Annotated in this window: 9 protein-coding genes and 1 tRNA gene; 3 read left to right on the forward strand and 7 right to left on the reverse strand. The window is 59.9% G+C overall.

The window, feature by feature from the left end; translation table 11 throughout:
- Positions 1-208 precede the first annotated feature (208 nt).
- Entirely contained in the window at positions 209-1,441 is a 1,233-nt protein-coding gene (gene alr / locus ACLEIV_RS07855) for an alanine racemase (protein ID WP_410456094.1), read from the reverse strand.
- A gap of 574 nt (positions 1,442-2,015) precedes the next feature.
- Between alr and ACLEIV_RS07860 the strand changes: the two genes are divergently transcribed.
- Positions 2,016-3,737 carry a GGDEF domain-containing protein gene (locus ACLEIV_RS07860; RefSeq protein ID WP_410456095.1) on the forward strand — a complete coding sequence of 574 codons (1,722 nt, stop codon included), beginning with the start codon at positions 2,016-2,018 and terminating at the stop codon, positions 3,735-3,737.
- A gap of 127 nt (positions 3,738-3,864) precedes the next feature.
- Here ACLEIV_RS07860 and ACLEIV_RS07865 read toward each other — a convergent pair whose 3' ends face one another.
- The 5 genes from ACLEIV_RS07865 to hinT form a co-directional block, all read right to left on the reverse strand.
- Positions 3,865-5,157 (reverse strand): NAD(P)/FAD-dependent oxidoreductase, encoded by a 1,293-nt coding sequence (locus tag ACLEIV_RS07865; protein WP_410456096.1) that lies wholly within the window; start codon positions 5,155-5,157, stop codon positions 3,865-3,867.
- Between the two features lie 171 nt (positions 5,158-5,328).
- On the reverse strand, positions 5,329-6,345 hold the full coding sequence (gene nagZ / locus ACLEIV_RS07870) for a beta-N-acetylhexosaminidase (protein WP_410456097.1): 1,017 nt from the start codon (positions 6,343-6,345) through the stop codon (positions 5,329-5,331).
- 27 nt (positions 6,346-6,372) lie between these two features.
- Positions 6,373-7,197, reverse strand: coding sequence for a choline kinase family protein (locus ACLEIV_RS07875; RefSeq protein ID WP_410456098.1), 825 nt, complete (start codon positions 7,195-7,197; stop codon positions 6,373-6,375).
- Complete coding sequence (locus tag ACLEIV_RS07880; RefSeq protein ID WP_410456099.1) at positions 7,187-7,795, reverse strand: penicillin-binding protein activator LpoB; 609 nt, start codon at positions 7,793-7,795, stop codon at positions 7,187-7,189. Before ACLEIV_RS07880 ends, ACLEIV_RS07875 begins: the two co-directional genes overlap by 11 nt.
- Before the next feature lie 11 nt (positions 7,796-7,806).
- Positions 7,807-8,154, reverse strand: coding sequence for a purine nucleoside phosphoramidase (gene hinT / locus ACLEIV_RS07885; RefSeq protein ID WP_410456100.1), 348 nt, complete (start codon positions 8,152-8,154; stop codon positions 7,807-7,809).
- Between the two features lie 362 nt (positions 8,155-8,516).
- Here hinT and ACLEIV_RS07890 point away from each other — a divergent pair.
- Positions 8,517-8,593, forward strand: a tRNA-Pro gene (locus ACLEIV_RS07890).
- A gap of 173 nt (positions 8,594-8,766) precedes the next feature.
- Positions 8,767-9,177, forward strand: a complete 411-nt coding sequence (locus tag ACLEIV_RS07895; RefSeq protein WP_410456101.1) for a hypothetical protein — start codon at positions 8,767-8,769, stop codon at positions 9,175-9,177.
- Between the two features lie 70 nt (positions 9,178-9,247).
- Here ACLEIV_RS07895 and putA read toward each other — a convergent pair whose 3' ends face one another.
- On the reverse strand, positions 9,248-12,868 hold the full coding sequence (gene putA, locus ACLEIV_RS07900) for a bifunctional proline dehydrogenase/L-glutamate gamma-semialdehyde dehydrogenase PutA (protein ID WP_410456102.1): 3,621 nt from the start codon (positions 12,866-12,868) through the stop codon (positions 9,248-9,250).
- Positions 12,869-12,913: the final 45 nt, after the last annotated feature.

The following is a 12,913-nucleotide window of genomic DNA, read 5'->3' on the forward strand; positions in this document are numbered from 1 at the left end:
TTTACTAACCCTGATTCATTGTAGTTTTAATAACTACGAGAGGATAGGCGCAAAAAAGCATTTGAGATATACCTTTGATTTGGATCAAATAATCCATCAATAAAAGCGACGGATTTACGTGGCTGGAAAACGAAAAAGCGGGAAGGTCGCCCTTCCCGCTTCCGGCTTAAGCGTGCCGCTTAAGCCATATCCTGTAACTGGTGTGAATTCAGTTGGTGCGCTTGAGGATCTTGGGGTTGGAGTTGCCCCACACGGTGTACAGGTCGGCCAGCAGGGCGCCGTTGGCGTCTTCCAGCTCGCCCTGAGTCACTTCGGCGTCACCCTGTTTGCCGAACAGCACCACTTCGTCGCCGGGCTTGACGCCCGGAATGTCGGTCACGTCGATCATGGTGGTGTTCATCGACACCTTGCCGACTACCGGTGCTCTGTGTCCGTTCACCACCACATAGGCCTTGTTGGTAAACACCCGACGGTAGCCGTCTGAGTAGCCCATCGGCAGGTTGGCCAGCAGCGAGTCACGCTTCAGAGCATAGGTGCCGTCGTAACCCACCAGGTTACCGGCCGGGTAGTTGTTGACCGAGGCTACCCGGGTCTTGAACGACATGACCTTCTTGTATTCGGTATAGGAAGGCAGGGTGTCGCCATAGATAATACCGCCCGGGCGCACCATGTCGAGGCGGGCTTCCGGCACTTCCAGGGTGGTGAAGGAGTTGGCGGTGTGCAGGGTCAGCTTGCTGCGATCCAGCTTGCCGTCCTCAATCAGCCACCGAGACTGCTCGTTGAATTTGGCCAGCCCGGCCCGCACGAAGTCGGCTTCTTCATACTGAAAATGGGTCATGATGCCGACCAGTTCCAGGTTATCCAGCGCCAGCAGATCGCGCGCTTCCTGCTTGCCTTCTTCTGTGGCGACTTCCAGTCCGTTGCGGCTCATGCCGCCGGCGTTCAACCCCAGGTGATAGCGCAGGGTCTTGCCCGCGACAGCCGCTATTTCTGCCGCTTCGCGCGCGGCGTCGACATCACCGAACAGCTCTTCCATCTCGTATTGCAGACCGTCGCTCACCTCCGCCGGGCTGGCGCTGCGTACCCGCATGATACGGCCTTCATAGCCGCTCTCGCGCACCACCCGCGCCTCTTCATTGCTGGTAATGCCCACACAGGGAATCTTGGCAGCCATCACCGACGGCATCAGATTGGCGATGCCGTGACCATAGGCGTCGGCTTTCATGATGGCGCAAATCTGGGATTTACCGTCGAGCAGGGCTTTCAGGGTACTGATGTTGTGTTCGAACGCCGCCTGATCGATTTCCACCCAGGCATTGGCGGTGTTGTACTGGCTGCTGCCGGTATCCAGGCCGGTCACCGGCAGTTCGGGCGCGGCCTGTACGGAAGTAGACAAACAGGCGGCCAGGGCCACGGCCAGTACGGTCGGTTTAAAAGTCATCTCGTGCTCCTTGAATGGGTGGCCATCTGCTCCATGGGCCGTTAGACCCGCCGGAAACCCTTTCCGGCCTGCAGACAGCGGACTCACTATACAAGGAAAAAATCAAAACTTAATAGCCTGATTAACTAAAAATTAACACCAATACTCTATTTATAAACAAAAACACAGTTATAAATACTATTTAAATACAGGTAAACCGATCAGTTATGCACACCCTGCCTTAAGGTCCAATCTGAACCCTTGGACATATCTTTCAAATAAAGCCCCAACTACTGCCAGTTGATGTGCGCATGACGACATATCTCTCCCAACCAGGAGCAGCAAGTGAAAAGCAATCAGTGCATATTTATGCGAACCCGAAGGCAGCGTTGACCAGGAGCTCTTGAACAAAAACGACGAAAACCTCCCAATCCAAAGCGAAAAGGTTGTGCCACTGGCCGAACCAGGCGACTCATCTCCCTGTCTGAATCGAGGTTTCACCTGGTTATTGTTGCCTTTCGTCCGCTATATACTGAAAATCACACGGTTGCTGACAATTTTGTCATGACAGTGTCTTTCTGGAATTATTCCAAATATGCATATTGGAACAATCGTCATTCGAGTGTCGGTGTTGTTGCTGGTGAGTCTCGCTGCCCTCTCCTCTCATGCAGAGGTGGATGCTGGTCTTCATCTGAATAAAGCCGTGCATCGGTTGGCAGATCATCAACGCTGGTATCCACTGGATGCATCGCTGACTCGGGCCCCGTTCCCGGAACTACAACAACGGTTGTCCACCGCAACAGCCGCCGTCGACAGCCTTATCGGCCGGTCCGGAACCTTTGTTACACGAATACCGATCAACAACACCCGGCGACAAACCTGGTTTGTGGTGCCCGGCACCAACTTTATCGATACGGGGCTGGCCTACTGGCAGCCCGATGAAGGATCACCGCGCATGCTGGCGGAGTTTTCTCAGCTGAAAGCCGGTACCACCCCCCGGTTGATGCACAACCAGGCACTACCGCTGTCGCTCGAAGAACACGAGTCGGGCCAGTTGTGGGTGCTGGTTCAGGCGCAGCATTTTCCCACTAGGGTTCCGCTCACCTTTTATTCCAGACAGGCATTTTACCAGCACCAGTTTCGCTCGAACACGGCGACTGTGGGCGCCATTGCCATCATGCTGACCCTGGCGGTGCTGGCACTGGCCATTTATGTGCGTACCCGCCAGCCACTGTCACTAACCTACGCCGGCTATGTGGGCTTGCATGCGCTGGGGTGGGCGGCGGCGGCAGGCGCCATCAACGGCTTTGCCGCCAACACAGGGCTGAATTTGACCTATGCCGGCATGCATCTGTTTCCATTTGCTATTGCCTGCGCCAGTCTCTTTGCCTGCGGCCTGTTCAACTGTACCGGGCAGCATCCCGGACTGGCCCGGGTATTGAAGTGGCTGGCCATTATAGTGACCCTGCTGGGCATGGTGATGCTGTGGCTGCCGTTTCAGGTCACCTTTTATCTGTCTCATCTTGTTGCGCTGGTGTGGGTGCCGCTAAGCCTCTGGATCGGCGTGACCATGCTGTCCAGAGAAGACTTCAGGGCCAAGTACTATCTGGTCGGCAACCTGTTCTATAGCGCCTCACTGGTGTACTACGTGATTTCCCATTCCAGCCTGGTGTCCGGCCTGGCCTATCCGGAGCTGGCGGTGGTGACGGCCCTCGCCGTCGACTGCGTGTGTATCCTGTTTTCACTGGCGGAATGGCTGAAAATCAAGCAAAACGACTTTAACCGGGCCTTTTACGAAGCCAGAATCGATCCGCTGACTCAGGTAGGAAACCGGTTGTTGATGCAGGAGCGGCTCTCTTGTTTATCCGGCACCTACATCATCATGTTTATCGACTTTGACGGCATGAAGGCGATTAACGATTCAATGGGGCACGATGCCGGCGATCACTTCCTGTCGGAAGCATCCCGATTGATGCGCAAGCAGGTCAGTCAGTCCGACGAGATATTCCGAACCGGTGGCGATGAATTTGTCTGGCTGGTTCAGGGCATAACAACACGTCAGTTACCCGGGAGCCGTCGGCGGCTTGAAAGCACCATCTCGAATATCGAAACCGCGCTGCACGCCAACTGGCCTATGTCCGGCATCAGTTTCGGGCTGGTCACCAGTCAAGACGGCGGTGATGCCTCGGAGTGCCTGGCCATGGCCGACCGCAAGATGTACCGGCACAAAGCCACCAAACAAGGCCATCGAAACCGGGACGTCAACATTACGCCGCCTGCACCGCATGAGTACGGCGCCCAGCCTCTGGGGGAATGAGTGAACCTCCACCGCAGATCAGGAGAGGCAGGATGACCGACCGTACGCTAATGTGTCCGACACCACCAATAAAAAAGCGGGAAGGCTCCCCTTCCCGCTTTCGACTACCGCTGAGCATGGCCGGTATTTAGTGCAGTTTCAGGCGTGGCCGCAGGAAGCGGTTGATACGCCCCACCAGCATCATCAGGCCGGTACGAGTGTAGCCGTGCAGTGCCACCTGATGCATTCGATACAAAGACACATACACGGTGCGGGCAATGCGCCCTTCTACCATCATGGAGCCACGCATCAGATTGCCCATCAGCGAGCCAACGGTGGAATAACGGCTCAGGCTCACCAGGGAACCGTGATCTTTGTAGACGTAAGTCTTTAACGACTTGTTGTCGAGCCAGGCCAGTACATTGCTGTAGACCAGGCTCGCCATCTGGTGGGCAGACTGGGCGCGCGGCGGCACCGGCTTGCCGTTTTCCTGCAGGCAGTGGGCGCAGTCGCCGATGACAAAAATCCGATCGTCGCGGCTGGTCTGCAGGGTCGGTTTGACCGTCAGCTGATTGATGCGATTGGTTTCCAGCCCGGCGATGTCTTGCAGGAAGTTCGGCGCCTTGATGCCCGCCGCCCATACCATCAGGGTGGCCGGGATCAGCTCGTCATCCTTGGTTTTCAGGCCGTCTGCCGTGGCTTCCACCACCATGGTATTGGTGCGTACATCCACCCCCAGCTCGCGCAGCTCTTTGTGCGCCATGCCGGAAATGCGTTCGGGCAGCGCCGGCAGGATGCGCGGGCCCGCTTCCACCAGGGTCAGGCGCAGGCAATCACGGCTGAGCTTCTTGAAGCCATAGGCGCTGAGATGCTCTACCGCATTGTACAGCTCGGCAGACAACTCCACCCCGGTGGCACCGGCGCCGACGATGGCGATATTCACCTTGTCGCCGACGGCTTCACTTTCTCCGTATTGCAGGAAGCGGTTCATCAGTTCGTCATGAAAACGCTCGGCCTGCTGCGGGCTGTCCAGAAAGATGCAGTGATCACGCACGCCCTGGGTGCCGAAGTCGTTGGAGACCGAGCCGATGGCCAGCACCAGAATGTCGTACGGCAGGGTGCGCTCGCTCAGCATCGGCTGGCCGTTATCGTCCAGCATCGGTGCCAGGGTGATGGTCCTCGCGTCCCGGTCGATGTGAGTGAGGCTGCCCATCTGAAAAACAAAACCGTGGTTATGGGCATGGGAACGATAGCTCAGGCCGTCGATACCGGGATCCATGGCACCGGTGGCCACCTCGTGCAGCAGCGGTTTCCACAGGTGGGTCCGGTTACGGTCTACCAGTGTCACTTCCGCCTTGCCCTTGCGGCCCAGCTTGCGGCCCAGCTTGGTCGCCAGCTCAAGTCCGCCGGCGCCACCGCCGACCACGATAATCTTTGTCATGTATGACCCCTGATAATGTAATAAAAAAACCTGCGGCTATGGCGAATATATGTCGCGGCCATAGCCGAAGATTTTCGTAACGGCCTCCGCCGGGGAAGGCCATATTTTAAAAGCAGGCACCGAAAGTACAACTTTATTTTCACATGAAATTAACCATCGTCACCCGATGGCTCACCCTTCGAGCCGGCGCAGCCGTTCGCTCGCCTCGCGCCAGCGACGGCTGCCATACAGATGGCTGGCCAGTGCCCCGTCTCGCTTGCCCTGGGCTGACAGGTCGCGCTTGCGCAAAGAAGACAGGTCCCGCTGTATGTCGTGGGGCAGCGCGTCGATGATCTGGACCGCCCCGGCTCTGTGATTGCAGGCCAGCAGTAAATCGCAGCCCGCCTCCAGGGCCCTGTGGGCACGGTCGGCATAGCCGCCCGCCACGGCGGCGCCTTCCATGGTCAGATCGTCGCTGAAAATCAGCCCCTTGAAGCCGAGTTGCCGACGTAACACCTGTTTCAGCCAGAAAGACGAAAAACCGGCCGGGTGCGGATCCACCGCCGAATAAATGACATGGGCCGGCATCATGCCCTGCACCAGGCCGGCGGCAATCAGAGCACGAAACGGCACCATGTCCGCCTGCTCTATCTCGGCATAGTCGCGGGAGTCGACCGGGCTTTCCTTGTGGGAGTCGGCGCGCACACTACCATGACCGGGAAAATGCTTGGCCACCGCCGCCATGCCGGCGCTGTGCATGCCCTTGATGTAAGCACCGGCATGCTCGATGACCGGTTCGGGATCTGAGCCGAAGCTACGATCGCCAATCACCTCGCTGCCCCGCTCCAGATCGAGCACGGGCGCAAAGCTCAGGTCGATATCATGCGCCAGCAGCTCCGCCGCCATCATCCAACCGGCGTCTTCCAGCAGGGTGAGTTTTTCCGGGCTGTTCAGCGCCGCCAGTGTGCCCGGTGCCGGCAACGGAAAGAAGCCGTCGCGAAAACGCTGCACCCGGCCTCCTTCGTGATCTACCGTCAGCAGCAGGCCGGGGTTGACCGCGCGAATGGCCTTGACCAGGGCGCTCAGCTGCGCCCGATCGTGATAGTTACGACGGAAAAAGATGACCCCGCCCACCGTCGGGTGTGCCAGCAGCTCGCGCTCTTCGGCGTCCAGCTCGCAACCCTGCACATCAAGAATAAAGGGGCCCATAATTACTCCATTACCGCCCGTTGGCGGTCAGTTCGGTTCGATAGATGTTAGGGTCTGTGTCAGCCGTCCCAGTGCCCGTCGTTGCAGCTCGAGATAACGCGGGGCCGGGTCACGTCGATACTGCAGCGCCGCCCACAGGGCAGTCAGCCATTGTACCCAGGGGCGACGCACCTGAAAACGACACCAGTCGAGGGTGCCGCCGGCATCTCGATAGGCCGCCAGCAGCGCCTGCTCCTGTTCGGAGTTCAGCTCGAAACTGTCGGCAATCACCGCCAGCTCAAAGGCCGCGTCGCCACGGGCCGCATATTCCCAGTCCAGCAGCCAGGGCCGTTCGCCCATCAGGTTGGCAGCATTGAGATCGTGGTGACAGAACACGGGCGTAAAGGCCGGATTCAGCAAGGGCGAGCTGAAACGGGATGCAAACACCGCCAGCTCGGGCGCCAGCGGCATCAGTTGCCGCTGATAATGGTGCGCCTGGGCCGCCAGATCCAGCAACGGCAGCTTGACGGGGATCTTGTGCAGCCGGGCGACCCGGCTCATCAGCAGGGGCAGATCCGGCTCTCGCCCACACCAGTCGGGCTCAGCCAGCCAGTCCAGGATCAGCAGACCCTGTGCAGGCCGGGAAAAACGAATGACGGGAGCAAGCCCCGCCTCGGCCGCGGCGCTGTGGGCCCGCAGTTCAAGGGTTCTGTCTATGCCCAGCAGGGCCGGATTATCGCAGCCCAGCCTGAGCCAGTACGCCCCCCGAGCCGTATCGAGCCGCCAGCAACGATTGGTGTACCCGCCAGTCAGTGGCGTCAACTGCCCCTGCCACTGCCGGGGCAACGAGGCCAGCAGCCGATCAGCGTTCACTCACACTGTCGGACCAGAGCACTTCACCACTGCTCAGCTCCATCAGTTGCCCCTGCAGCTTGGTGCCCCCGCCGTTGCGGGTCAGGGTGGTGGACAGCAGATAATCGGCGCCACTCTGTTTGCCCAGTCGTACCAGCGCCGCCATGTCGGCCCGGCCACCCTGATAGGCCAGTTGCTGGCGCAGGCTGCTTACCCTGGCGCCGTCGGCAAAGGTCAGGCTGTCACTCAGGTCGGCACGCAGACGCTCGGTCAGGCCCCGGGTATCTACCGGGCTGCCGACCTGATTGCTGATATCGTCCAGCAGCACGGTACTCTGCACTTCATGGACGGCGGCGCTGTTTTTCAGGCGGGCCGCCAGCCCGTCGACCAGCCGTTCCAGATTAGCGCTGCGCACCTCCGGCAGCGGCGCCACCGGGGCCGAGGGCATTTCAATGACCGGCGGCTGCAGCACCGGGGCCGGTTGCTGCGGGGTCGGTTGTACCGGCGCCGGACCGACAGGCCTGACCGGTGCAGGACGGGATGAATAGGGGTTGGGCATGGTACAGGCGCCAAGAACCAGGCCGGCGGCCAGCAATAATGTTAAGCGAAAGGGATTCATGATCTTCCTTATTAAGCCAGCATGGGGCCCAACGGACGGCCGCCCAGCAGATGCATGTGAATATGGTAAACTTCCTGACCACCATGGCTATTACAGTTCATGATCAGACGATAACCGTCTTCACTCAGTCCCGCCTCGGCCGCCAGCTTGCGGGCCACGGTAAACAAGCGGCCCAGAGCCTGCTCGTGTTCGGCTTCTACCTCGTTCACGGTAGGGATCAGCACATTGGGGACGATAAGAATGTGGGTCGGCGCCTTGGGCGAAATATCACGAAAGGCCGTGACCAGCTCGTCCTGATACAGGATATCGGCGGGAATTTCCTTGCGGATGATTTTGCTGAAAATGGTTTCTGCTGCCATTGCTGCTCTCCTTGAAATAAGTCGCCGGGCCGCGCCAGTCTGCTACAGTCCAGGATTCGCTATTATAGCCTTGTTGCTCCTCAAGGGAATGACGTCATGATGAATAAACTATTGATTAAAAACGCAACCCCGGTCAATGGCTCCCCCCGCCGACATGACGTTGCCCTGCAGTCAACGCCTGCCGCTCACCCACCAAAAACACCGGCTTTAATACCCGATGCAGTGCCTGGTGTCGTGCTATGTCGCGCTAATCGTGCAGATAAACGGCAAACGCACCCGGCAGCCCCGGTTCGGTATTGACAGCATAGGGAACATTACCTAGTATCCGTACCCGTCGCTTACCGAGGTAAGTATGACGATGTCGGCGTGTAGCGCAGCTTGGTAGCGCACTAGCATGGGGTGTTAGGGGTCGGAGGTTCGAATCCTCTCACGCCGACCAGATTGCCCTTTAAAAAACCCACCTTTCGGTGGGTTTTTTATTGCCTGCGATTTTGTTGTCCTGCATCACCTTCCCCCCAGCGCCAGCCTCTGTCACTGCCTCGTCAAATCGGATTCAAGCAGTACCATTATCGGATACACTGTCCGAGTGTTTTACCGCCTCGGAGAACTGCCATGAAAACATTAAAACGAAAGACGCTGGCACTGGTGCTGGCCGGTACACTCACTACCCAGCTGGCTGGCTGCGGCACCGTCTTCTATCCGGAGCGGAAAGGTCAAATCAGCGGCCGTATCGACCCCGTGGTGGCCATCGCCAACGGCGTGGGGCTGTTGTTCTTTATCGTCCCCGGCGTCATCGCCTTTGCGGTCGACTTCGCTACCGGCGCCATCTACCTGCCCGGCGGCGGCCGCACCGAATTACAGCCCAACGCCACCCCCGACAGCCTGAACGACAGCCTCTATGCCAGCACCGGCCAGCGCATCGACTGGCAGCAGGACAGGGTACTGGTCGAGCAACTGGACAATGGTCAACAACTGCATCAGCTGCTGGCATCACATTCTGTCGCCAAGCACCAGGTCCCATAGCGGAGCAGCAGGCGATAAAAAACGGCCGGGTCCCGTTGCCAGGACCCGGCCGTTGTCGTTTTTACTGCGCTTACTCTGAGGCGGCGATCAGGCTGGCATTACCACCGGCGGCGGTAGTATCAACACAGAGATGACGTTCAATCACGAAGCGCTCGGGGGCATCCTGCCCGGTCAGCAGGGGCAACAGGGCGCCGTCGCGTCGAGACAGGGCAACGCGATATTTACGCAGCATCGCCTCGTCTGCATGACTTACCACCGCTTCGAAACCACTCACGGTTTCCAGGGCGGCAGGCTGCAACAGGCCATCCAGCCCCTGCACGGGTATCGCCGCCGCTTGTGCGGCGGCCAGCGCCGCCTTGGCACCCGGCGCCACCACGACGACCGCATTCCCCTGGGACAGTGCTATGCCTGCCTGCACCAGCGCCGATTCCAGATCGGGCCCCAGACAAAGCACAACACCACGGGGGCAGCACGAAAGCCGGTTGAGCTCTCCGGTCGGTCCCGGCATCTCTTCCGGAGCCGCATCCAGGGCGGCGGGCACGGTGCCGAACACCGGCTGCAGCCGCTGCGCACGGTCCCGGGCCACCGACCATTCCTGACCGTTCAGCCCCTTGATTACCGCCTGCAGCTGGTCCGCCGTCACCGAGTCGGCAACGGAGGCCCCCATCACCCGAGCCGTTTCGGGCTTCATGAAGCGGCGCACATACTGGGGGCCACCCGCTTTGGGGCCGGTACCCGAGAGTCCCTCGCCGCCAAAGGGCTGCGAACCCACGATGGCACCGATCTGGTTACGGTTGACATAGATATTGCCGACCTTGACCCGGTTGACGATACGCTCCACCCGCTTGTCGACTCGGGTGTGCAGACCGAAGGTCAGGCCGAAGCCCTTGGCATTGATCTGGTCTACCACCTGATCGATATCTTTCGCCTCGAAGGTGGCCACGTGCAGCACGGGTCCGAAGATCTCTTCTTCCAGCTCATGAATGCCGTCGAGCCTGATCACCGTCGGCGCCACGAAGAGCCCTTCTGCGGGAATGGGCAACTGCTTGAGTACGCGCCCCCGGGCGGCAAACTTCTCGCAATGGGCCTCGATACCCCGCTTGGCATTCTGATCGATCACCGGACCCACATCGGTGGACAACTGCCAGGGATCACCGACGCGCAACTCATCCATGGCGCCGAACAGCATCTCCAGCAGATGATCGGCGATGTCCTTCTGGACATAGAGCATGCGCAGGGCAGAACAGCGCTGTCCGGCACTCTGGAACGAGGAAGCCAGTACATCGCGTATCACCTGCTCCGGCAGCGCCGTCGAATCCACGATCATGGCGTTCAGACCGCCGGTCTCGGCAACCAGGGGCGCGTCAGGGGCTATGGACTCGGCCATCACCTTGTTGATGCGCTGGGCGGTGGCGGTCGAGCCGGTAAAACAGACACCATTGATGCGCGGATCGGAAGTCAGCGCAGCACCAACGGTGCTGCCGCTGCCCGGTAACAGCTGAATCGCCTCCCGGGGGATCCCGGCCTGGTGCATCAGCTCGACGGCACGGGTCGCGATCAGCGCGGTCTGGCCGGCCGGCTTGGCGATAACGGCATTACCGGCCGCCAGTCCTGCCAGTACCTGACCGGCGAAGATGGCCAGCGGAAAGTTCCAGGGCGAGATACAGGCGATGACCCCCCGGCCCGCACCGAACTCCCGGTTACGAAGGGCTTCGTTCGGGTAGTAACGGGCAAAGTCGACGGCTTCGCGGATCTCGGAGACGCCATCCAGCAGGCTCTTGCCTGCCTCCCGGGTGGCCAGCGTGAACAGCTCGGCTGCATGCTCTTCGAACAAGTCGGCCACGCGACCGATACGCGCGCTCCGCTCCTCGACCGGCAGCGCGGACCAGAGCCGGAAACCCGACTGGGCGGCGTCGATGGCCGCCTCTATATCCTCGCGAGAAGCCTGGGTGACATGACCCACCAGATCCGAAGGCTTCGCCGGATTGCGCACTTCTTCCACGTCTCCGCCCCGGCTTTCCCGGGCCAGTACCGGTCCCCCGGTCCACTGGCAGCGCTTGAAGCGATCACGCTCCGCTTCAATCGCCATCATTTCTACCGGATCGGTGATATCCCAGCCCTTGGCGTTGCGGCGTTCGGCGCCATAGAGATCGGCAGGACGCAGAATCGCCTTGCTGGACAGTGCATCGCCCATCGCCTCGACCGCATCGAACGGGTCGCGGGCAATATCCTCCGGCTTGATACGGGTATCGACAATCTGATTGACGAAGGAACTGTTGGCGCCGTTTTCAAGCAGACGCCGTACCAGGTAGGCCAGCAGATCCTGATGGGCACCCACCGGTGCGTAGATACGGCAACGGGTGCCCTGTTTGGTCAGCACCGCATCGTGCAGCGATTCGCCCATACCGTGCAAACGCTGGAATTCGAAACAGTTCCGGTCCTGGGCCAGCTCGAGGATGGCCGATACCGAATGGGCATTGTGGGTCGCGAACTGGGGATAGATACGATCGGTCATGCCCAGCAGCTTCCTGGCGCAGGCCATGTAGGACACATCGCTGTTGACCTTGCGGGTGAATACCGGAAAGTCCTCCAGCCCCATCACCTGGGCACGCTTGATTTCCGCATCCCAGTAAGCGCCCTTCACCAGCCGGACCATGATGCGACGATCCAGCTTGCAGGACAGTGCATAGAGCCAGTCGAGCACATGTGCGGCACGCTTGCCGAACGCCTGCACCACGACGCCGAAACCGTCCCAGCCCGCCAATTCGGGATCGGACAGCACCGCTTCAATCACGTCCAGGGACAGATCCAGGCGATCCGCTTCTTCCGCATCGATGTTGAAGCCCATGTTGGCGGCCTTGGCCTGCCTGGCCAGCTCCAGGGCTCGGGGCACCAGCTCGTTCATGACCCGATCTTGCTGACCGAATTCGTAACGGGCGTGCAGCGCGGACAGCTTGACCGAAATACCGGGGTTGTTGCGGATCTCGGCATGCACACAGCTCGGTGCCAGCTCTGCGATCGCCTTTGAATAGGCGCTGTGATAGCGCTGCGCATCGGCATCGGTGCGAGCGGCCTCGCCCAGCATGTCGTAAGAATAGGTATAACCGCGTGACTCGTAGGTCTTGGCACGCTTGACTGCTTCCCCGATGTTGCGACCCAGCACGAACTGGCGTCCCATCTCTTTCATGGCCTGGGCAACGGCGGCGCGTACCACCGGCTCGCCCAGACGCTTGACCATGCCACGCAGTGTGGTCGCCAGCCCCTGAGGCTCGACCGGAGCAAGTAGCTTGCCGGTGATCAGCAGTGCCCAGGTGGAGCTGTTAATCAGCGACGAGCTGGACTGTCCCCGGTGCTCTCCCCAGTTGCCGGACGCCACCTTGTCTTCGATCAGCGCGTCAATGGTGGTCTTGTCCGGCACCCGTAGCAGGGCTTCGGCCAGACACATCAGGGCCACGCCCTCCTTGGTGGTCAGGCCGTACTGGGCCAGGAATTTTTCCATCATGGTCGGTGTGGAGTGGGCACGCACATTGCGCACCAGCTCGGCGGCTCGCGCCGAAATACGCGCGCGGTCATCGGAGGAGATATGAGCATTCGCAACCAGTGCTTTGACAACCCCTGCCTCGTCTGCCAGATAGTGACTACGAATATTCTCCCGGCAAACGGCCATCGACGATGCTGCTGTATTGTTCATCCGACCTTTCCTTCTGTGTGTGGTTGCAATCTTGTGTTCGCCATT

The sequence above is a fragment of the Oceanisphaera submarina genome (genome assembly GCF_046521305.1).
Taxonomy (GTDB): domain Bacteria; phylum Pseudomonadota; class Gammaproteobacteria; order Enterobacterales; family Aeromonadaceae; genus Oceanimonas; species Oceanimonas submarina.

What these genes read in the sequence shown, in the direction of transcription:
- putA (WP_410456102.1), bottom strand. Translation starts at nt 12,868, where the DNA reads ATGAACAATACAGCAGCATCGTCGATGGCCGTTTGCCGGGAGAATATT.
- ACLEIV_RS07880 (WP_410456099.1), bottom strand. Translation starts at nt 7,795, where the DNA reads ATGAATCCCTTTCGCTTAACATTATTGCTGGCCGCCGGCCTGGTTCTT.
- ACLEIV_RS07865 (WP_410456096.1), bottom strand. Translation starts at nt 5,157, where the DNA reads ATGACAAAGATTATCGTGGTCGGCGGTGGCGCCGGCGGACTTGAGCTG.
- ACLEIV_RS07860 (WP_410456095.1), top strand. Translation starts at nt 2,016, where the DNA reads ATGCATATTGGAACAATCGTCATTCGAGTGTCGGTGTTGTTGCTGGTG.
- alr (WP_410456094.1), bottom strand. Translation starts at nt 1,441, where the DNA reads ATGACTTTTAAACCGACCGTACTGGCCGTGGCCCTGGCCGCCTGTTTG.
- ACLEIV_RS07895 (WP_410456101.1), top strand. Translation starts at nt 8,767, where the DNA reads ATGAAAACATTAAAACGAAAGACGCTGGCACTGGTGCTGGCCGGTACA.
- hinT (WP_410456100.1), bottom strand. Translation starts at nt 8,154, where the DNA reads ATGGCAGCAGAAACCATTTTCAGCAAAATCATCCGCAAGGAAATTCCC.
- nagZ (WP_410456097.1), bottom strand. Translation starts at nt 6,345, where the DNA reads ATGGGCCCCTTTATTCTTGATGTGCAGGGTTGCGAGCTGGACGCCGAA.